Source organism: Kribbella sp. NPDC000426 (genome assembly GCF_040300265.1).
In the GTDB taxonomy this organism is placed as follows: Bacteria; Actinomycetota; Actinomycetes; order Propionibacteriales; family Kribbellaceae; genus Kribbella.
The window spans coordinates 341,013-361,337 of record NZ_JBEPDK010000009.1; the positions used below are offsets into that span (position 1 = coordinate 341,013).

The following is a 20,325-nucleotide window of genomic DNA, read 5'->3' on the forward strand; positions in this document are numbered from 1 at the left end:
TGCTCAAGGGTAGTTCAGGCGCTACTTCACGCCTCCGGCGGTGACCGAGACCTGCAACTGCCGCTGGAAGATGATGTAGACGACCAGCACCGGCGCCACCGTGATGACCACGGCCGCGAACAGTGCACCGAAGTCCACTGCGTAACCGGCCTGCGACGCGAACGACGCCATGCCCTGCGAGAGCACGTAGTTCTTCGAGTCGGTGTTCAGCGCCACCGGGAGCAGGAACTGGTTCCACAACCCCAGGAAGTTGAAGATCGCGACCGACGCCATCCCGGGCCTCGCCATCGGCAGCATGACCGAGAAGAACGTGCGCCACTCCCCCGCCCCGTCGATCTGCGCGGCCTCGTAGACCTCTCCCGGCAGCGCCTTGAAGAAGCTGTGCAGGAAGAAGACGGTGAACGGCAGCGCGAACGCGACGTAGGTGATGATCAGCCCGGGCAGGGTGTTGAGCAGGCCGAAGTTCTTCAGCGTGAAGAACAGCGGCACGATCGCCAGGAAGACCGGGAACGTGAGTCCGGCCAGCATCGAGTAGTAGATCAGCCGGTTACCGGGGAACGTGAACCTGGCCAGCACGTACGCACACATCGCGCCGAGGATCATCACCAGCACCAGTGCGCAGCCCACGACGATCACGGTGTTCGCGAAGTAGCGACCGATGCCGGCCGTCGTCCAGGCGTTGGCGTAGTTCTCGAACCGCAGCTTGTGCGGCAGCGTCAGCGGGTTGCCCAGGACCTCCTGCGTCGACTTGAACGAGGACAGCAGCGTCCACAGCAGCGGGAGGATCACCAGCAGCGACCACAGGATCAGCGCGATGTGGGCGGTCGCGGCGACGCCCTTGCCCTCCCGGGTCCCATGGCCGGGTGCGCGGGAATCGTCGACCAGGTCGGCCCGGTCGGCGGTGGTGGTTGTCATCGGCGTACCTTCCGCTCACGTCCGCCGGTCAGGGCGTTCACGACGAAGACCAGGAGCGCGAACAGCATCGTCACCGCGGCCAGGACCACGCCCATCGCGGTCGAGTACCCGAACTGCCCCTTGGTGAAGGCAGTGGTGAACAGCTGCTGGGGCATGACCAGGGTCGAGTTCTGCGGCCCGCCGCCGGGGTTCAGCGCCTGCATGTAGACGAAGGCGTCGAGGGCGGCGATCCCGAGGTAGATGTAGGCCGTCTGCACGTTGTCGCGGATCAGCGGCACGGTGATGGACACCGCCGTACGGAACCGGCCGGCGCCGTCGATCCGGGCCGCCTCGAACACCTCGGGGTCGATCCCCCGGATGGCGGCGATGAACAGCACCATGTAGAAGCCGACGAAGCCCCAGATCATCACGAACATCGAGGCCGGCATCGCGGTCCGCGCGTCACCGAGCCAGGCGTAGTTCTCGAACTGGTGCAAACCGATCTTCGACAGTACGGCGTCCAGGATGCCCGAGCCCGGCGTGAACACCTGGGCCCAGATCAGGCCGATCACGATCGCGGGGATCACGTACGGGAAGAACGAGACGATCCGGTAGTAGCCGGAGTTGCGCAGCCCGCGGACGGTCCCGGTGCCCGAGCCGCCGATCGTCACCAGCGTGGCCAGCGTCAGCGCCAGCACGATCGTCACGATCGGCACGACGATCGCGAGCTCGATGTTGTTGCGGACGGCCTTCAGGAAGATGTCGTCGTGGAACAGCTTCACGTAGTTGTCGAAGCCGATGAAGTTCTGCCCCGCGCTGAAGCCGGACCAGTCGGTCAGCGAGTAGTACAGCGCCTGTACGAACGGCGAGACCACGAAGACCACGAACACCACCAGCGGCACGCCGAGGAACACGACCATGAAGCTGACGCGGTCGAAAGTGAGTGGCCGGCGGCGCCGGGTGACGGACCGCTTGGGTCCGCCTCCCGGCACAGCCTCTTGCGTCGTGGTCACTTGGTGACCGGGATCTTCTTGACGGAGCTGTCGTTGCGCACCTTGTCGGTGATCTGCTGCAGGCCCTTGGTCAGGCCGGCCGCGTCCAGCTGGCCGGACAGGAACGAGTTCCAGACCACCAGCTGGTCGGTGTTCATGCCGTACAGGCCGAACACCTGGTAGTCGAAGACGTTGGTGCCGGCGGCATCCAGCATCGCGGTCTGCGACTGCAGCGCGGTCGAGCCGAAGCCGTCGGCGGGCACCAGGCCCTTGACGATCGTCGGCGCGAGCCGGGTCTTGGCGAAGTTGGTCGCCGCGTCCTTGGACAGCATGGCCCGCAGCAGCTCCTTGCCGCCGGCAACGTTCTTGCCCTTGGCCGGGACGATGAACGGCTCACCAGCCGCGGAACGCAGCGACTCGTACGGGAGCTTCGGGCTCTCGGTCAGGGTCGGCTCCGGGACGCCCTTCATGTCGAAGCCCGCCTTGGTGGCCTTCTTCATCTCGTTCTCGATCCACGAGCCCGAGGGGTAGAGGATGGCCTGCTGGTCGTTGCTCCACTTCGCCTGCGCGGCGGTGAACTGGGTACCGGCGCCGCCGGGCACGAAGTACCCGTTCTTGACCATGGTCTCCAGGGCCTTGAAGATGCCCTGGAACTGCGGCATCGACCAGCAGTTCTCCTTGAGGTTCTCCAGCGCCAGCCGGACCTCGTCGCCACCCTCCTTGATGGCGCCGTCGACGGCCATCGTGTGGTAGTAGGTGGCGGCTTCCTTGCCCCAGACGAACAGGTACTTGCCCTTGGCCTTGGCCTTGGCGCCGAGGTCGAGCAGGCCGTCGTACGTCTTCGGCGGCTCCCAGCCGTTCGCCTTGAACAGGCTGTCGGAGTACCAGATGCCGTACAGGGTCAGCACGTAGTTCATCGCGACGAACTTGCCGTCGAACGTACCGGGGTTCTTGGCGCCCGGGTACAGGGTGTCGGCGATCTTCGTGCCCTCGTAGTTGTTGGCCTCGAAGACGTCGTCGAGCGTCGACAGCTGGTCCAGGATCGTGTTGAAGCCGATCTGGTTCGCGCCGGAGTTGTCGATCAGGTCCGGCGGGTTGCCGCCGACGAAGCGCGGCTGCAGCTGCTGGGCGATCTGGGTGGACGGCGAGACCTTGAACGTCGAGCCGGCCTGCTTCTTCTGCGCGATGTCGGCCGCGAACTGGACGTAGTCGTAGCCGTAGCCGCCGTTGAAGATCACGGCGTCGACGCTGGACTTGTCCGCCATCCCGAACGGGTTGTCCGAGCTCTTGGTCCCGCCCTGCTGGGAGCTGTTGTTGTCACTGCCACTGCCGGCGCAGCTGGCGAGCACGCCACTGAGGGGAAGCACCGCGGCGGCCGCCAGGCTCCCCCGCAGGAGACTCCGTCGCCCGATCTTGCTGGTCTCGCTCATTTGGTCCTGCCTCTTCTCGCTAGATTCCCGACGGTGCTGATCACACCTGCCCCTTGTGGTGAACATCCCCCCGTCCCGTGGCCGGCCAGCGCTCGTCGCTGCTCGCTGCCCACGGTCCAGCCGCACGATAATGGCGGCAGGGCGCACTCCGACGTGCTACCGCCCGAAGTGATTACGCATTGTCTTTGCCAAAGTCGTGCGGCGTCAAGCCTCACGACGGCGAGTCCCAGACCCCGCAACCGGCGGCCCGCCACCCCAGAACCCCTTGTACAGCACACGTCCCCACGCTTGCCGTCCTGCTCCGGGACCGCGACCGACGCGCCGGATCCGATCCCATTTCGTGACCTCGGAACTTGTCCTTACATTGTGGGCCGCGGGCAACTGAACCCCGGGTTATCCGGTTCAGTTGCGAGGTTTCACGCGCTTGGTGGGGATCGCGGTGAGGGGGTCCTCCGGCCACGGATGGCGCGGGTAGCGGGCTCGCAGGTCGGCCCGGACCTGCGGATATCCCTGTTTCCAGAAGGACGCGAGGTCGCTCGTGATCGCGACCGGGCGGCGGGCGGGCGACAGCAGATGGAGGACGACCGGGACCCGGCCGTCCGCCACAGCCGGCGTGTCGGTCCAGCCGAAGACCTCCTGGAGCTTCACGGCGAGGACCGGCGGCTCGGCTCCGTCGTACACGAGTCGTACTTCGGAGCCTGACGGGACCTGGAGCCGTTCCGGTGCGAGTTCGCCGAAGCGGGTTGCGGCCGGCCATGGCAGTAGTCGCCTAAGGGCCGAGGTCACTTCGATGTGGGCAAGATCGCGCGAACTGCGTACTGCGGCGAGCTCGCTGCCGAGCCATTCGTCGAGGTCGGCCAGCAGCGCCGCGTCGTCGACCGCGGGCCACGGAGCCCCGAGGTGGGCGTGGCAGAACGCGAGCCGTTCCCGGAGGGCGCGTGCCGACTCCGACCAGCGCAGTACGGACAGACCGCTGCGGCGGATGCCGTCGCGGACGGCCGCCTGGATGAGCAGCGGGTCGGGCTTCGCCAGCGGTACGTCGTTGAGCACGATCGCACCGAACGCCTCGACGCGCCGCGTCACGATCCGGCCGTCGTCCCAGCGGATCTGGTCGGTCGTCGAGACGAGGTCGCCGGCGATGTCCCGCGCGGTCTGCTCGTCGATCGGCGCCGCGGACCGAATCCTGGCGTCGGCGCGACCCGGCGCCCGGTCGGCGACCGCAATCGCCAGCCAGGGCGTGGTCCGCAACGGCGACTGCGGATCCAGCGCAGCACCCGTACCACCAGACATCTGGTACGTCGCGGAGTCGGCCGCCCGAACCCGCGCAATCCGATCCGGATAAGCCAGCCCCACCACAACCCCAACCGCCAGATCATCCGGCACCCCATCTGTTTCTGAGCCGGCGGGCGTGGTCCGGCCGAGGCGCTTTGTTTCTTCTCGCCAGCGGGCTGTTGCGCTGCGGTCCTGGCCGCGGCGGAGGGAGCGCCAGCGGGCCGGTAAGTCGTCGCCGAAGTCTCGACCGGAGTCGTCGGACAGCATCGCGACGACCTCACGGGCCCGGTCGGCGCCGACCCGCGGGGTACCGTCCAGCAGCGCGCGAGCCAGCCGGGGATGCGCCCCGATCGCAACCATCCGCCGTCCGCGCTCGGTGATCCGGCCGCCGTCGTCGACGGCCTCGAGGCGGCGCAGCAATTCGGTCGCAGCACTCATCGCCGGCACCGGCGGCGCATCGAGCAACGTCAGTCCGTCACCGCCAGGCGCACCCCACGCCGCCAGGTCGAGGGCGAAGGAGGCCAGATCAGCGATCGCGATCTCCGGCGCCGGATGATCGTCGAGATGCGAGTGATCGGTGGCAGACCAGCACCGATAGACCCGACCAGGCGCCTCCCGCCCAGCCCGACCCGCGCGCTGGTCCGCCGACGACTTCGAAACCCGACAGGTGACCAACGCACCAAGGCCACGGGACTGATCGGTCCGCGGCTCCCGGGCAAGCCCCGAGTCCACCACGACCCTGACCCCGGGCACCGTCAGCGAACTCTCCGCGACCGACGTCGTGACAACGATCCGGCGAGTCCCGGACAACGCCAGCGCACGATCCTGCTCAGCCCTCGACTGGCGACCGAACAACGGCAGCACATTCAGCCCGGCCAACCGCCGTGCCACCCCGTTGATCTCAGCCTCACCCGGAACGAACACGAGAATGTCGCCGTCGTCCTCGGCCAGCGCACGCCGTACGACATCCGCAACGTGATCCAGGAGCCGCGGGTCGACCCGCCCGCCGGGAAGCATCGGCACCGCAACCGGCGGCGGAACCCACTCGACCGCGACGTCGAACAGCGCAGCAGACGCCGTGATCACCGGTGCCGGAACGTCAGCGCTCAGGACCCGACTCAGCCTGTTCGTGTCGGCTGTCGCGGAGGTCGCGACGAGCGCCAGGTCCTCCCGGAGATTCGCCCGGATATCGAGGCAGAACGCGAGCAGCAGATCGGCATCGAGGTGCCGCTCGTGGCACTCGTCGATCACGATCGCGGCGACCCCCGGCAGCTCCGGGTCCTGCTGCAGACGCCGTACCAGCAGCCCGGTCGTCACCACCTCGACGCGAAGCCCCTTGCCGCCGCTGCGCTCACCGCGCATCGCGTACCCGATCCGCTGCCCGAGCGGTTCGCCGACGAGCGTCGCCAGCCGGGTCGCGGCCGCGCGGGTCGCCATCCTGCGCGGCTCGGCGACGATGACCGTGCCATCGAGCGCATCGGCCAGCGCGAGCGGCAACAGCGAGGTCTTCCCCGATCCCGGCGGCGCGACCAGCACCGCCGTACCGCGCGAACCCACCGCATCAACCACGGCGGGCAGAACCGCCCGCACCGGCAGATCCGCTCCCGGCACGGACAGTTCAGGCAGCAACACACCCCGACGCTAACCGACCGCCCCAGGCCTCGCCGTGCCAGGGCGAAGAAGGAAGCAAGGAAGATAAAGAACAGAGAAAAGAAGAGATCCAGAGCGGTGGCTGCCCTCGGCGGCCGGCCGGAGATTCGGCTGCGCGAAGCATCCACAACCCGCCCGAGTCGTGGCGAACGGTTCCGACCCCGTCCGCCGAGTCGTGGATCACGGCAGATTTCTTGAACCACTCTCCACGACTCGACGAGCCCGAGGCCGGAGCCAGCCGGTGGGTGTTACCAGCCGCGGTCGGCGAGGCGGTGGGGCTGGGGGATTTCGTCGACGTTGATGCCGACCATGGCCTCGCCCAGGCCGCGGGAGACCTTGGCGATCACGTCGGGGTCGTCGTGGAACGTGGTGGCCTTGACGATCGCCTCGGCGCGCTGGGCCGGGTTGCCGGACTTGAAGATGCCGGAGCCGACGAACACGCCCTCGGCGCCGAGCTGCATCATCATCGCGGCGTCAGCCGGGGTGGCGATCCCGCCGGCGGTGAACAGCACGACCGGGAGCTTGCCCGCGGCGGCGACCTCGCGCACCAGCTCGTACGGCGCCTGCAGCTCCTTGGCGGCGACGTACAGCTCGTCCTCGGGGAGGCTGGTCAGCTTGCGGATCTCCTGGCGGATCTGGCGCATGTGGGTGGTCGCGTTGGACACGTCACCGGTGCCGGCCTCGCCCTTGGAGCGGATCATCGCCGCGCCCTCGGTGATCCGGCGCAGCGCCTCGCCGAGGTTGGTCGCGCCGCAGACGAACGGCACCGTGAACTGCCACTTGTCGATGTGGTTCGCGTAGTCGGCCGGGGTGAGCACCTCGGACTCGTCGATGTAGTCCACACCGAGGCTCTGCAGTACCTGCGCCTCGACGAAGTGACCGATCCGGGCCTTGGCCATCACCGGGATCGAGACCGCGCCGATGATCGAGTCGATCATGTCCGGGTCGCTCATCCGGGACACGCCGCCCTGGGCGCGGATGTCGGCCGGGACCCGCTCGAGCGCCATCACCGCGACCGCGCCGGCGTCCTCGGCGATCTTGGCCTGCTCGGCGGTGACGACGTCCATGATCACGCCGCCCTTGAGCATCTCGGCCATCCCGCGCTTCACCTTCGCGGTACCGGTCTGCGGGGTCACGTTCTCGCTCACTGCTTCCTCCTGGTCGTGGGGCTCGTCTTCAGGTTAGGAGGTTTCCGGCAGCGATCTTCAGTCCACCTCAGATCAAGTGGACTGAGCCAGCGCATCGCCGAGCCGGGCGACGACCAGCCTCAGCGTCGCGGGCGGCGCGGTGAACGGGATCCGGATGTGGCGCCGGTCGGTGCCATCCGGCGTGAACAGGTCGCCGGAGCCGAGCAGGAGGTTCTGTTCGCGTGCTGCGTCGAGCACTCTGCGTGCTCTGGTCTCAGTCAGCTCCAGCCACAACGTCATACCGCCGGTCGGCGTGGGCCACGCCACACCGTTCAGCGTCTTCAGTCCAGTTTCCAGTGCGGCCAGGTTGGCGCGGAGACGGGTACGCCGTCGGCCGATCACCTTGTCGAGCTTCTGGACGAGCGCCCGCGCCAGGAGGTCGTCCAGCGCACTCGGCGAGGCCACGCTGAGCTGGGCGGCCGTGTTGATGCGCCGTCGGAGCTGCTTCCCGGTCCGGACCCACCCGACCCGCAGTCCGCCCCACACCGTCTTCGACAACGACCCGACGCTCACAGTCCGGGGGTAGCGGCTCAGCGGCTCGGCCTGCTTCCCACTGGCCAGCCACAGCGGCCGCATGGTCTCGTCACTGATCAGCGCAGCGCCGTACCGGCGTGCTATCTCCACCACGGCCTGGCGGCGGTCCGCCGGAAGGCTCAGCCCGGTCGGGTTGTGGTTGTCAGCCTGCAGGTAGATGACCTTCGGACGGTGGCGTCTGCAGAGGTGAGCGAGCTGGTCGGTATCCCAGACACCGGCGGGCCAGCCGGCCACATCCAGGCGGTGTTTCCGGAGCAGATCAAAGGCAGCCGGGTACGTCGGGGTCTCGGTGATCGCGACACCCGGTCCCAGGTCCAGTCCAGCCAACGCGGCGTTCAGTCCGGCCGCTGCGCCCACAGTCAGCGTGAGCTGTTCCGGCTCTGTCGGCACACCCTCGATGGTCAGCCGTTCCGCCAGTGCTGCTCTGAGCTCGATCGAGCCACCTGGCGGCGGTCCATCTCCACCCATCGCCTGCGGCAACCCGTCCTCGACGATCTGGGCAGCTGCCTCGGCCACGTCATGGGGCGCTGCGGTAGTCGCGAACCGCAGGTCCAGTACGGGCTGGTCCCCCGCCGTCACAGTCGACGCCGGCGCCACCGGGTCCAGCAACCGGTCCAGCGGCCGCACCACGGTCCCCGAACCCCGCTTGGTCTCCAGTACGCCGTCCCGCCGCAGGTTCTCCAAGGCACGTACGACGGTCACCCGGCTCACCCCGAGCCGCTCGGCGAGCACGCGCTCCGAGGGCAGGCGCGAACCGATCGACAGGTCGCCGCGCTCGATCCGCCGCAGTACCAGCCCCTCGACCTGCTCGGTCTTCGACCCGTCAGCAGCTTCCAGATCCCCCGTACGCCACATAAGTCCACTATCCCACCACTGGCCTCATCGCTCTTTGAGCACCCATCAACCGTTCCCAGCTGCTCGAGATGGTCGGTGGGTGCTCAAGGTCCGGACTGTCGGCGCGGGGTGTGAGGATTCGGGTATGGACGAACGGTGGGCGATCGCGCCTGAGGACGGCGGCGGGGCGACGCTGGTCGCGCTGCATCCGGACGGGCAGCCCGCCGGCGAGATCCGGCACGAGCCCGACCTGGTCGCGGCCGTTGCGTCGCGGCCGCAGGTCACCCGGTGGGTGTGGCGGTCGTCGGCCGAGATCTATCCCCGCCTGCTCGCCGCCGGGGTCCGGGTCGAGCGGTGCTACGACCTCGAGAACACCGAAGGCCTGCTGCTCGGCCACGAGGGCCGTCTCGGCGAGCCACGCTCCGCGGCCGCGGCGTGGGCGAGACTTAGCGGCGCGCCGGTCCCGCCGGATCCGCCGATGCGCGCCGTCGTGCCGGGCGAGCAGTCGTCACTGTTCGAGATCTCCGCCGAGCCGATCGCGTTCCAGGCCCTCCTCAGGGTGTACGCCGATCAGCTCCGGCGACACGACCTCGCCGAGCACCCGGACCGGATGCGGTTGCTCACGGCATCGGAATCGTCGGCGATGCTGATCGCCGCCGAGATGGATCGCGCGGGGCTCCCATGGAGCGCGCAGGCCCATCGCGACGTCCTCAGCGAGTTGCTCGGCGAGCGCTTCGGCGGCACGGGCGAGCCCCGTCGGTTGACCGAGCTGGCCGACGAGATCTCAGCCGCCTTCGGACATCGGGTCCGGCCTGAGCTGCCGGCCGACGTGCTCAAGGCCTTCAAACAGGCGGGCCATCAGCTGAAGTCGACACGGAAGTGGGAGATCGAGCACATCGATCATCCGGCGGTCGCGCCGTTGCTCGAGTACAAGAAGCTCTACCGGATCTACACCGCCAACGGCTGGTCCTGGCTGAACGACTGGGTCCGCGACGGCCGGTTCCGTCCCGGCTTCGTTCCCGGCGGCACGGTCTCCGGTCGCTGGATCACCAACGGCGGCGGCGGTCTGCAGATCCCGAAGGTGATCCGCCGCGCGGTCGTCGCCGATCCCGGCTGGCGTCTCGTCGTCGCCGACGCGTCCCAGCTCGAGCCGCGCGTCCTCGCCGCCATCTCCCGCGACCGCGCGCTGATGGAGGTCTCCAGCGATTCCGGTGATCTCTACAAAGCCGTGTCGGACCAGGCGTTCTCCGGCGATCGGGCGCAGGCCAAGCTCGCCGTGCTCGGCGCCATCTACGGCCAGACCTCCGGCGACGGCCTGAAGAACCTCGCCATGCTCCGCAAGCGATTCCCCCAAGCAGTCGCGTACGTCGACGACGCCGCCCGCGCCGGCGAAGAGGGCCGCCTGGTCCGCACGTACCTCGGCCGCACCTGCCCGCCTACCGGGCATCCGCTCGACGCCGCCCTTCTCGAAGGCCCGGCCGCGGACGTCCCCACGACCGACCCACGCCACGCCAGGGCCCGCGGCCGCTTCACCCGCAACTTCGTCGTCCAAGGCAGTGCGGCCGACTGGGCTCTCCTGCTCCTCGCCGCATTGCGCCAAGCGCTGACGCCGTTGAAGGCCGAGCTGGTGTTCTTCCAGCACGACGAGGTCATCGTCCACTGCCCGGCCGACGAGGCCGAGCAGGTCGCCGACGCGATCCAGCAGGCGAGCAATCTGGCCGGCACGCTGACGTTCGGCCCGACGCCGACCAACTTCGCGTTCACGACCGCCATGGTCGAGATCTACGCCGATGCCAAATAGCAACTTTTCAAACGACCTATTACTCCCCCGGACCGATAGCGTCTGCGCAATTCGCTGTCCAACTGACAGAGGGAGAACGTTCATGCCATTCAGCAAGAAGAAGGACGCGGCCCGCGACGCTGTCGCCAACGGCGGCAAGACCAGCGGCAAGCAGGCCAGGAAGGCGACCCAGGCCGGGCACCTCGGCGACGACAACCGCGTGTACCACCGCGGCAAGGTCGTCGGCGACTTCTCCGGCCGTCAGCGCAAGACCGAGAACCAGAACGGCGTCTGATCACACCGTCGCGGGTAATCCGTAAAGTTTGTGGTTCGTGGTTTCGAAGGCGGTAATTTCGGCTATTCGGCGGTCCTCGATCCGGAAGATGTCGAGGGCGAACAGCTGATAGGACGTCATCCGCGGGGGTAAGAGATAGGCCGCGAGGGTGGGTTGGCGGTTCACCGTGGTCGGCAGGAAACGCCACCGACCGCGATACTGCGGCGTGAGGTTCGGGATCAACGAACGCACCGCATCCTCGCGGCCTTCGAACCAGAACGGGTACGGCGGCATCGTGATCCGGATGTCCTCGTACATCAGAGCTGCGAGCGCGCCGGGATCGACGGCCTCCCACGCAGCCATGTACTTCCGCAGCAACTCTCGCTCGTCCGCCGACGCATCCGGAGCCGACCACTCCGATCGGTGCGGTGGCAGGTGCTCGCGCAACACCGGCCGGGCCCGTTGCAGCGCCGAGTTCACCGCAGCAACCGACAAGTCGACCGCCTCAGCTGTCTCCCGCGCCGGCCAGCCCAGCACGTCGCGGAAGATCAGTACGGCGCGTTGCCGCGCCGGCAGCTGCTGGATCGCGATCAGGAACGCCAACTCGATCGTCTCCCGCCGGATCGCGACCGCATCCGGCTCCTCCGCACGATCCAGCAGTACGTCGGGAAACGGCTGCAGCCAGGCCACGTCCTCCCGCGCCGGAAGCGCGGTCGACGGGAACGAGGCCGGCTCGAGCTGGTACGGGAGAACACGGCGCGGCCGTCGTACGTCGATGCACGCGTTGGTCGCGATCCGGTACAGCCAGGCCCGGACCGACGACCGGCCCTCGAAGTCGTCCAGCCCGCGCCACGCCCGCAGGAACGTCTCCTGCACCAGGTCCTCGGCCTCGTCGTACGACCCGAGCATCCGGTAGCAGTGCACGCGCAGCTCGTGCCGGTAGCGCTCGACGTCCTCCTCGAAGCTGCTCATTTCCCGTCCTCGAGCTCGATCGTGGCCGGCATCGGGGCATGACCGGCGAGCCGGAACCAGGTCACCAACCGCCGCTGCCGCAGGTCCCGCGTCGAGACTACGACGTCGTTGTGGAACCTCCGGGCAAGTTGCACCCGGCGCATCGCGAGCGTCAACTCGCCCGCCCACGGCTCGATATCGGTGCCGGTGGCATGGATCGCGCGGGTCAGCGCGGACTCGGCCTGCTCACGCACCTCCAGTACGTCGAGCGACGCCGCGCGAGCCCGGTGCGCCGCGTCGAGCAACAGCAACGCCGAAGCCGGATCGAGGATCTCGCTTCCGGCCAGTTCAGCCACCAGCGCGGACCGGCGCGCCAGCTCCGTCTCCAGCGACGCGCGCGCGAGCTCCACCCGGTGGTGCAGCCGGTCCAGCCGGCCGGCCGTCCAGCTCGCATAGGCGCCGAACAGCAGCAGCAACGCGCCGACTGCGAGCAGCACCCAGGAGATCTCCACGCGCATATTCGATCATCGATTACGGAGCGCTGACGGTCCGGCCGGATCCGGTAGTCGCGGCCGTTACCGCCGTTAGCGTCGGAGCCATGGCTGATATCGGCGTGATCGGCGGGTCCGGGTTCTACTCGTTCCTCACCGACCCGGAACCCATCGAGCTCGACACCCCGTACGGCGCGCCCAGTGAGCCGCCGGTGGTCGGGGACCTCGACGGCCGTCAGGTCGCGTTCATCCCCCGCCACGGCGCCGACCACCGGTTCCCGCCGCACCGCGTCAACTACCGCGCGAACCTCTGGGCGCTGCGCGAACTCGGCGTCCGGCAGGTGCTCGGCCCGTGCGCCGTCGGCTCCCTGAAGCCCGAGCTCACGCCCGGCACGTTCGTCGTCCCGGACCAGTACGTCGACCGCACCTGGGGCCGCGACCACACCGTGTACGACGAGGCACCGGTCGTCCACACCGCCGCCGCCGACCCGTACTGCCCGACCGGTCGCGCGACGGTGATTGCCGCCGGCAACGTCGTACCCGAGGGCACGATGGTGGTGATCAACGGCCCGCGGTTCTCGACCCGGGCCGAATCGCAGTGGCACGCGGCCCAAGGCTGGTCGGTCGTCGGTATGACCGGCGCGCCCGAGGCCGCGATCGCGCGTGAACTCGCCCTCTGCTATACCTCGATCGCCGTCGTCACCGACCACGACGCGGGCGTCGAGACCGGCGGCGGCGTCACGCAGGCCGAGGTCTTCGAGGCCTTCAAACACAGCATCCAAAGACTCCAGGACCTGCTCAAGGACGTGATCAGCCAGCTCCCGAAGCCCGACGCGGACTGCGGCTGCCGGCACGCCCTCGACGGTACGGCGGCGGCCCGATGAGAGTCCTGCTCACCGGCGGCGCCGGCTTCATCGGGCAGCACGTCCACCACCAACTCGTTGCCGAGGGCCACGAGGTCACGGTGCTGGACTCGTTCCGCCCCGACGTCCACGCCCACCAACCCGCGTCCCGTCCCGGTCTGATCGTCGGCGACATCCGCGACGCGGACTGTGTCGCCCGCGCCCTGGACGGCATCGACACCGTCGTCCACCTCGCCGCCAAGGTCGGTCTCGGCGTCCACCTCGACGACATCGACGACTACGTCTCCACCAACAGCCTGGGTACGGCGGTCCTGCTCAAGGCCCTCGCTCACGCGAACATCCGCAGGCTCGTCTACGCCAGCTCGATGGTCGTGTACGGAGAAGGCCGCTACGACTGCAGCGAGCACGGCCAGGTCGCGCCGGGACCGCGCCGTACGCAGGATCTGGAGGCCGGCAACTTCGAGCCGCCCTGCCCGTACTGCGGGGCGCCGCTCCAGCCCGGTCTCGTGACGGAGGACGCCGTACTCGATCCGCGGAACGCCTACGCGGCCAGCAAGCTCAGCGGTGAACACCTCGCCGCAACGTGGGCGCGCGAAACCGACGGCCGCGTCACCGCGCTGCGCTTCCACAACGTCTACGGACCCGGCATGCCCCGCAACACGCCGTACGCCGGAGTCGCCGCCATCTTCCGCTCGGCGCTCGAGCGAGGTGAAGCTCCGCGGGTCTTCGAGGACGGGCGACAGCGCCGTGACTTCGTGCACGTCCGCGACATCGCGACCGCCGTCACCATGTCCGCCGCGGCACTCCCCCAGCAGCCGGCGTTCACGGCGTACAACGTCGGTAGCGGCACCGTCCGCACGATCGGCGACCTGGCGACCGAGCTCGCCCACGTCTACGACGGCTCGAGCCCGGTCGTCACCGGCCAGTACCGGCTGGGCGACGTCCGCCACATCACCGCGTCCTCGGACCGGCTGAAACACGACCTCGGGTGGAAGCCCGCCTACGACCTGGCCACCGGCCTGCGGGATCTAGTTGTGAGCGGCAACGGGCGGTAGGTCGATCTGGAAGGCACACCCGCCGTCGACGTTGGTGACGCCAATGTTGCCGTCATGCGATTCGACCACCCCGCGGGCGATTGCGAGACCGAGTCCGCCACCGCTCGCATGAGTCGACTCGCCGGCCGGCTCGGGCGTCCGCTGCTCGTCGCCGCGCCAGCCGATGTCGAAGACCCGTTCCAGGTCGTCGTCCGGGATCCCGCCGCACGCGTCGGTCACGGCCAGACGCACCCGGCCGTCCGTCTCCCGGTCGACCGCCACCGTCACCGTGCCACCGGGCGCGGTGTGCCGGATCGCGTTGCCGACCAGGTTCGTCACCGCGCGCGTCAGCTCGTCCGGATCCCCTTGGACGGCGAGGCGATCGTCGTCGTCCGGGGTCGACAACGCCAGCCGAACGCCCTCCGCCCGCGCATGCTCGTTGTTCTCCCCCGCGACATCCTCGGCCAGCTCACGCAGGCTCACCGCGGACCGCCGCGTCGGCAACGGCGCCGCCGACAGCCGCGACAGCTCGAAAAGGTCGTCCACAAGCCCGGTCATCCGATCGACGGTCGAGCGCATCTGCCGCAGCGCACCCGGTACGTCGTCGATCACGCCGTCCTCGAGCCCCTCCGACACCGCCCTCAACCCGGCCAGCGGCGTCCGCAGGTCGTGCGACATGAACGCCACCAGCTCGCGCCGGCTCGCCTCCAGCGCCCGCTCCCGCTCGTGTGACGCAGCCAGCTTCTTCCGCGTCATCTCAAGCTCGTTCGCCAGGTCCGCCAACTCCGCGGGCACTGCTCCGGTCCGGGCCTCTGGCGCGTCGTACGACATGCCGAGCTGCCGCAAGCGCCGTCCGACGTCCCGCGAACCCGTGGTGATCCAGTGCCCGAGCAGGACCGTCATCGCCAGCCCGAGCAGCGCGGCGAACGCCAACGTCCACAGCACCACCCACGAGTCGTGCTCGGAGATGAACATGGCCCGCACGCTCTGCAGTACTGCGGCCAGCGCCGCCGCCATCGGCGCGAGACCCGCGACGATCATCGTCACCCGCAACGACCGCCGGCGGAACTGCCACAGGATCGCCGCACCGACCGCGGCGACGACCAGCGTCCACAGCGTGGTGAGCGCGAGGATCGTGAACATGTCCTTGTTCATGCGCGCTCGCCCGCGAAGTCACCGGCGAACAGGTACCCGGTCCGCGGCACGGTCAGCACGAGTTTGGGATCCGACGGATCGGCCTCGATCTTCTCCCGCAGCCGCCGTACATGCACGGTGACGGTCGACGAGTCGCCGAAGTCCCAGCCCCACACGCGGCGCAGCAGCTCGGCCTTCGTGTAGGCCTTGCCCGCGTGCGAGACGAGGTACGCGAGCAGGTCGAACTCGCGGTGGGTCAGCGAGAGCTCGTCGCCGTTCAGGTACGCACGTCGTGCCGCGGTGTCGACCATGACCGGTCCGGCGCTGAGCTTGGTCGGCGTCAGGTCGAGCCCGGCCAGCCGCTCCTCGCGCCGCACCATCGCCTGCACCCGCAGCGTCAGCTCACGCGGGCTGAACGGCTTGACCACGTAGTCGTCCGCGCCGACCTCGAGGCCGACCAGCCGGTCCTCCTCCTCGCCGCGCGCCGACAGCATGATCACCGCGGCGCCGTCGTCGGCCGCGCGCAGCCGGCGCAGTACCTCGAGGCCGGACAGCCCGGGCAGCATCACGTCCAGTACGACGACGGACGGTTTCCATTGCTGCCAGACCTCGACCGCCGACACGCCGTCCGCGACCACGCGGGCGTCGTACCCCGCCTTGGTCAGGTAGGCGGAGACGACGTTGGACACGGTCGGGTCGTCGTCGACCACGAGAACACGAGTAGCCACGCTCAGAGCGTAGATCGTCCGGTCAGCGCGACGCCGCATCAGTGCCGGAACGCAGTACGACGTAAGCGATCCGTAGCCGCGTTCTGCCACCGCGGGCACGCGTTCGTCTCTACCGTCGAAGAATGTCCGTCGATCTCGTCCTGCCGTGCCTGAACGAGGCGGCCGCCCTGCCCTGGATCCTCGAACGGCTCCCGGCCGGCGTCCGCGCCATCGTCGTCGACAACGGCTCCACCGACGGCTCCCCCGAGATCGCCGCCCGGCTCGGCGCCACCGTCGTGCACTGCGAGATCAAGGGGTACGGCGCTGCCTGCCACGCCGGCCTGGAAGCGGCCGAGTCCGACGTCGTCGCTGTGATGGACGCCGATGCGTCGCTCGACCCCCAGCAGCTGGATCGGGTGACTGCGCCGGTCCTTGCCGATCGCGCCGACCTCGTCGTCGGTCGCCGGCGCCCGGTGACACGGGGCACCTGGGCGTGGCATCTCCGCCTCGCCAACGTCGAGCTGTCCCGGCGGATCAGGCGTCGTACGGGCGTTGCACTGCACGACCTCGGTCCGATGCGCGCAGGTCGTCGTACGGCGCTGCTCGGGCTCGGGCTGACCGATCGACGGTCCGGGTACCCGCTGGAGACGGTAGTCCGGGCGGCCGACGCGGGCTGGCGGATCGCCGAGGTGGACGTCGACTACCTGCCCCGCTCGGGTCGTTCGAAGGTCACCGGGACCCCGCTCGGCGCGGCCCGCGCCGTACTCGACATGTCGAAGGTCCTCGCCCGGTGAGAGGGACGCTGATCGTCATCGCGAAGGAGCCGGTGCCGGGGCGGGTGAAGACGCGGCTGCAGAGCGAGTTCACCGCCCAGGAGGCGGCGGCGTTGGCCCGGGCGTCGCTCGTGGACACGCTGGGCGCCGTACGGGGGGCGCGGGCGTCGCGGCGGGTTCTTGCGCTGGAAGGTGATCCGGGGCCGTGGTTGCCGGCCGGGTTCACGGTTGTCGGGCAGCGTGGGGACGGGCTGGACGAGCGGATTGCGGCGGCCTTCGAGGACGCGTACGACGGCTCACCGATGCTGCTGGTCGGGATGGATACGCCGCAGCTCAGGCCCGAGCTGCTCGGGTTCCACTGGTCCGGATGCGACGCGGTGCTCGGGCTGACCGAGGACGGCGGGTACTGGTGCCTCGGGCTACGAACGCCGGACCCCCGCGCGGTCGTCGGCGTACCGATGTCGACCGATCACACCGGGCGCGATCAACTGCAGCGGTTGCAGGACCTCGGCCTGCGGGTGCGGATGCTGCCGACCTTGCGGGACATGGACACGCCGCGCGACGCGGCGTACCTCGCGGCCGAGTTCCCGGCGTTGCGGGTGTCGCGGCTGTATCGACGGTTGCAGCACGCGGCCCATCCGGGACTGCTCTTCGAGCAGGCCCTGGGCGGTACTGCGCGTGTCGTTGCCACTGGCATCGATGGCCGGACCGTGCCGTCGCTGTCCGAGCTCGATCGCTGGACGGCGCCTGCCGATGAGGTCGACCGGCTCGCGCTGAGCCGCTGCGAAGGTCCCGTGCTCGACGTCGGCTGCGGCCCGGGACGGATCGTGACCGCACTGGCCGAACGCGGGATCCCTGCACTGGGTGTCGATGTGTCGCCGCGTGCGGTGTCACTCACGACGTCCCGCGGGGCGGCCGCGCTGCATCGTCCGGTGCAGGACCGGCTGCCGGGCGAGGGCCGTTGGGGCAGCGTGCTGCTGATGGACGGCAACATCGGGATCGGCGGCGATCCCGTCGATCTGCTGCGCCGCTGCGCCGAGCTCGTCCGCCCCGACGGCCTGGTCCTGGTCGAGGTCGACCCGAACGACGACCTGGACGACACCGCGCCGATCGTGCTCCGCAGCTCCACCGGCCGCCGCTCCACTCCGTTGCCCTGGGCAAGAGTCGGCACGCACGCAGTACTCCGCTACGCCCGCCACGCCGACCTCCACCCGACCGAAGACTGGCGAGCCGGCCACCGAGCCTTCCTGACCCTCCGCCGAACCGCACCCTCCCGATCGGCCACTTTGTGCACCGAATCCGCATGAATTCGACGTCGCGGTACGCCGCTGGTGCACAAAGTCAGCGCGGGCGCGGCGCTCTCGCGGGCGGGGTCGCCGCCGCTGGGGTTGTCGCGGCTGGGGTTGCCGCGGGGGCGGTGGCGGCGGCGTGGGCCGGGTGGTGGCCGAACGCGGTGCTCGCGGTGGGGACCGTTCTGGTCGCCGTCGTCGTCTGGCGGTTCGGGCGGGGGTTGAGCGTTGCCGCCGTCGTCATCGTGGCGGGCTTATGTCAGGTGCCGGGTTTGCTGCATGCGCCGATCACGAGCACGGACGCGTATCGGTACGTGTGGGACGGGCGGGTGCAGTTGTCGGGGCATTCGCCGTACGCACGGGTGCCGTTGGACGACTCGCTGGCGCGGCTGCGGGATCCGATCCTGTTCCCGGGTCTGTCGCCGACCGAGAAGTCGGGGGTGACGCCGCAGACCCCCAAGAATCCCGTCGACGACCCGCGGACGCGGATCAACCGGCCGTTCGTGCCGACGATCTATCCGCCGGTGGCGCAGGCCTATTTCACCGTGGTCGCGCTGTTCACACCCTGGTCGGCAGGCACACTCGGTCTGCAGATAGCCGCCGCATTGATCGCGATTGCGCTCACCTGGCTACTCGCCGTACAAAACCCACGCTGGGCGGCCTTGTGGGGTTGGTCACCGATCGTCGCCCTGGAGGCGAGCAACGCCGCGCATGTCGACGTACTCGCGGCCCTGCTCATCACTGCCGCCGTCATCATCGCCGCCAAACGCCCGAAGGTCGCCGCCGTCGTCCTCGGCGCGGCCGGCAGCGTCAAGCTTCTCCCCCTGCTGCTGCTCCCTGCCTTTCGAACCCGCCGACCGGTCGTTGCCGTCAGCACCTTCATCGCGACCTACGTGCCGCACGTCCTTGCCGTCGGCACCTTGGTGCTCGGATTCCTGCCCGGTTACCTCAACCAGGAAGGGTTCGAGGACGGCAGCTCGAGATCGGCGATTCTCGCGCTCCTGCTGCCTCCTGAGGCCCGCCAGGTCGTCGCCGCGCTGCTCGCGCTCGCCCTCGCCGTACTCGCCTTCTACCGCACCAAACGCGACCCGCTGGCCCTCACCTGCTGCTGGCTGTACGGCGCCGCGCTGCTGATCGCCACACCGACGTACCCGTGGTACGGCCTCCCGCTGCTCGCGCTCGCCGCGCTGGCCCACCGGCCCGAGTGGATCGCCGTACCGATCGCGTCGTACCTCGCCTACGCGAGCTTCGGGCACGACACCCGGCAGGGGCTCAGCTACCTCGTGGCCGCTGTCATCGTTGTCAGCGCGATCACGATCCGTCGCCGGACGGTCGCGGAATCACGTTTGACTGCGGACCGGTCGCCTGCCAACACTGGCGGGCGTGACGAAACGCATCGCCCTCGCGACCTCGGCCGAGCACGCTGAGTTGCACCCGAACGACCTCCCGCTCGTCGAAGCCCTGCGCACGGCCGGCCTCGACCCGGTGGCCGAGGTCTGGTCCGACCCGTCCGTCGACTGGTCGGCGTACGACGCGGTCCTGCTCCGCTCCGTCTGGGACTATCACCTGCGGTACGACGAGTTCACCGAGTGGCTCGCGCTGCTCGACAAGGCCGGCGTACCGCTGCTCAACGACTCCGGTCTGGTCCGCTGGAACGGCGACAAGCGGTACCTGCTCGAGCTCCGCGAGCGCGGTGTCGCGATCGTGCCGTCGCAGATCGCGGCCGGCGCGTGCCTGCGCGAGGTGGTGAGCGGGCTCGCCGGGCAGGAGATCGTGGTCAAGCCGACCGTCGGCGCGACCGCGCTGCACACCGTCCGCGGTGTCGCCGGCTCCGCCGAGTTCGACCAGGTGCTGGCCGAGCTGCCCGAGCTCGTGTACCTCGTGCAGCCGTTCCAGCCCGAGATCGTCGCCGACGGCGAGTGGTCGCTGGTCTTCGTCGACGGCGAGTTCACCCACGCGGTGATCAAGCGCGCCGCCGCGGGCGACTACCGCGTCCAGGACGACTTCGGCGGCACCGTGACACCGACCGAGCCGACTCCCGTCGTACTCGACGGCGCCCTGACCGCCCTCCAGGCGGCCGGCCGCACACCGACGTACGCCCGCGTCGACGGCGTCGTCGTCAACGGCCGTTTCCTCCTGATGGAACTCGAACTCATCGAGCCCGAACTGTTCTTCCCCCACCACCCCGAAGCCGCAACCCAACTCGCCGCAGCAGTCGCCACCCGCGTCTAATTCG

Annotated in this window: 18 protein-coding genes; 8 read left to right on the forward strand and 10 right to left on the reverse strand. The window is 69.4% G+C overall.

Going from position 1 to position 20,325, the window contains the following annotated elements; all coding sequences use genetic code 11:
- Positions 1-21 precede the first annotated feature (21 nt).
- The 6 genes from ABT313_RS38640 to ABT313_RS38665 form a co-directional block, all read right to left on the reverse strand.
- Positions 22-915, reverse strand: a complete 894-nt coding sequence (locus ABT313_RS38640; protein ID WP_350864673.1) for a carbohydrate ABC transporter permease — start codon at positions 913-915, stop codon at positions 22-24.
- The gene (locus ABT313_RS38645; protein WP_350864676.1) at positions 912-1,907 is read right to left on the reverse strand and encodes a carbohydrate ABC transporter permease; all 996 of its coding nucleotides are present in this window, start codon (positions 1,905-1,907) and stop codon (positions 912-914) included. The genes ABT313_RS38640 and ABT313_RS38645 overlap by 4 nt, the downstream gene beginning before the upstream one ends.
- Complete coding sequence (gene ngcE / locus ABT313_RS38650) at positions 1,904-3,316, reverse strand: N-acetylglucosamine/diacetylchitobiose ABC transporter substrate-binding protein (RefSeq protein ID WP_350864679.1); 1,413 nt, start codon at positions 3,314-3,316, stop codon at positions 1,904-1,906. The genes ABT313_RS38645 and ngcE overlap by 4 nt, the downstream gene beginning before the upstream one ends.
- A gap of 402 nt (positions 3,317-3,718) precedes the next feature.
- Positions 3,719-6,220, reverse strand: a complete 2,502-nt coding sequence (hrpB, locus tag ABT313_RS38655; protein ID WP_350864682.1) for an ATP-dependent helicase HrpB — start codon at positions 6,218-6,220, stop codon at positions 3,719-3,721.
- Between the two features lie 266 nt (positions 6,221-6,486).
- The gene (gene pdxS / locus ABT313_RS38660) at positions 6,487-7,386 is read right to left on the reverse strand and encodes a pyridoxal 5'-phosphate synthase lyase subunit PdxS (RefSeq protein ID WP_350864685.1); all 900 of its coding nucleotides are present in this window, start codon (positions 7,384-7,386) and stop codon (positions 6,487-6,489) included.
- 72 nt (positions 7,387-7,458) lie between these two features.
- Positions 7,459-8,814, reverse strand: a complete 1,356-nt coding sequence (locus ABT313_RS38665; RefSeq protein WP_350864687.1) for an aminotransferase-like domain-containing protein — start codon at positions 8,812-8,814, stop codon at positions 7,459-7,461.
- 124 nt (positions 8,815-8,938) lie between these two features.
- On the opposite strand from ABT313_RS38665, the gene ABT313_RS38670 reads away from it, so the two are divergent.
- Together ABT313_RS38670 and ABT313_RS38675 are read left to right on the forward strand one after the other, a co-directional pair.
- Positions 8,939-10,594, forward strand: a complete 1,656-nt coding sequence (locus ABT313_RS38670) for a bifunctional 3'-5' exonuclease/DNA polymerase (RefSeq protein ID WP_350864690.1) — start codon at positions 8,939-8,941, stop codon at positions 10,592-10,594.
- Between the two features lie 82 nt (positions 10,595-10,676).
- Complete coding sequence (locus ABT313_RS38675) at positions 10,677-10,868, forward strand: hypothetical protein (protein ID WP_350864693.1); 192 nt, start codon at positions 10,677-10,679, stop codon at positions 10,866-10,868.
- Here ABT313_RS38675 and ABT313_RS38680 read toward each other — a convergent pair whose 3' ends face one another.
- Positions 10,869-11,819 carry an RNA polymerase subunit sigma-70 gene (locus tag ABT313_RS38680; RefSeq protein WP_350864696.1) on the reverse strand — a complete coding sequence of 317 codons (951 nt, stop codon included), beginning with the start codon at positions 11,817-11,819 and terminating at the stop codon, positions 10,869-10,871.
- Complete coding sequence (locus ABT313_RS38685; RefSeq protein WP_350864698.1) at positions 11,816-12,316, reverse strand: hypothetical protein; 501 nt, start codon at positions 12,314-12,316, stop codon at positions 11,816-11,818. The genes ABT313_RS38680 and ABT313_RS38685 overlap by 4 nt, the downstream gene beginning before the upstream one ends.
- A gap of 80 nt (positions 12,317-12,396) precedes the next feature.
- Between ABT313_RS38685 and ABT313_RS38690 the strand changes: the two genes are divergently transcribed.
- Complete coding sequence (locus tag ABT313_RS38690; RefSeq protein ID WP_350864701.1) at positions 12,397-13,173, forward strand: S-methyl-5'-thioadenosine phosphorylase; 777 nt, start codon at positions 12,397-12,399, stop codon at positions 13,171-13,173.
- Positions 13,170-14,207: an NAD-dependent epimerase/dehydratase family protein gene (locus ABT313_RS38695; RefSeq protein WP_350864704.1), complete on the forward strand. Its 1,038-nt coding sequence runs from the start codon at positions 13,170-13,172 to the stop codon at positions 14,205-14,207. Before ABT313_RS38690 ends, ABT313_RS38695 begins: the two co-directional genes overlap by 4 nt.
- On the opposite strand, the gene ABT313_RS38700 is transcribed toward ABT313_RS38695, so the two are convergent.
- A complete protein-coding gene (locus ABT313_RS38700) occupies positions 14,181-15,341 on the reverse strand; it encodes a sensor histidine kinase (RefSeq protein ID WP_350864707.1) in 1,161 nt (386 codons plus the stop codon). The genes ABT313_RS38695 and ABT313_RS38700 overlap by 27 nt on opposite strands.
- The gene (locus tag ABT313_RS38705; protein WP_350864709.1) at positions 15,338-16,048 is read right to left on the reverse strand and encodes a response regulator transcription factor; all 711 of its coding nucleotides are present in this window, start codon (positions 16,046-16,048) and stop codon (positions 15,338-15,340) included. Before ABT313_RS38705 ends, ABT313_RS38700 begins: the two co-directional genes overlap by 4 nt.
- Positions 16,049-16,170: 122 nt before the next feature.
- On the opposite strand from ABT313_RS38705, the gene ABT313_RS38710 reads away from it, so the two are divergent.
- Genes ABT313_RS38710 through ABT313_RS38725 form a run of 4 tightly spaced genes read left to right on the forward strand, consistent with a single transcriptional unit; the run spans position 16,171 to position 20,321 of the window.
- Positions 16,171-16,821, forward strand: coding sequence for a glycosyltransferase family 2 protein (locus ABT313_RS38710; protein ID WP_350864712.1), 651 nt, complete (start codon positions 16,171-16,173; stop codon positions 16,819-16,821).
- Positions 16,818-18,107 carry a DUF2064 domain-containing protein gene (locus ABT313_RS38715; protein ID WP_350864715.1) on the forward strand — a complete coding sequence of 430 codons (1,290 nt, stop codon included), beginning with the start codon at positions 16,818-16,820 and terminating at the stop codon, positions 18,105-18,107. Before ABT313_RS38710 ends, ABT313_RS38715 begins: the two co-directional genes overlap by 4 nt.
- Positions 18,104-19,516: an MptA/MptB family glycosyltransferase gene (locus ABT313_RS38720; RefSeq protein WP_350864718.1), complete on the forward strand. Its 1,413-nt coding sequence runs from the start codon at positions 18,104-18,106 to the stop codon at positions 19,514-19,516. The genes ABT313_RS38715 and ABT313_RS38720 overlap by 4 nt, the downstream gene beginning before the upstream one ends.
- Positions 19,473-20,321 (forward strand): ATP-grasp domain-containing protein, encoded by an 849-nt coding sequence (locus ABT313_RS38725; RefSeq protein ID WP_350864721.1) that lies wholly within the window; start codon positions 19,473-19,475, stop codon positions 20,319-20,321. The genes ABT313_RS38720 and ABT313_RS38725 overlap by 44 nt, the downstream gene beginning before the upstream one ends.
- The last annotated feature ends 4 nt before the right edge of the window (positions 20,322-20,325 follow it).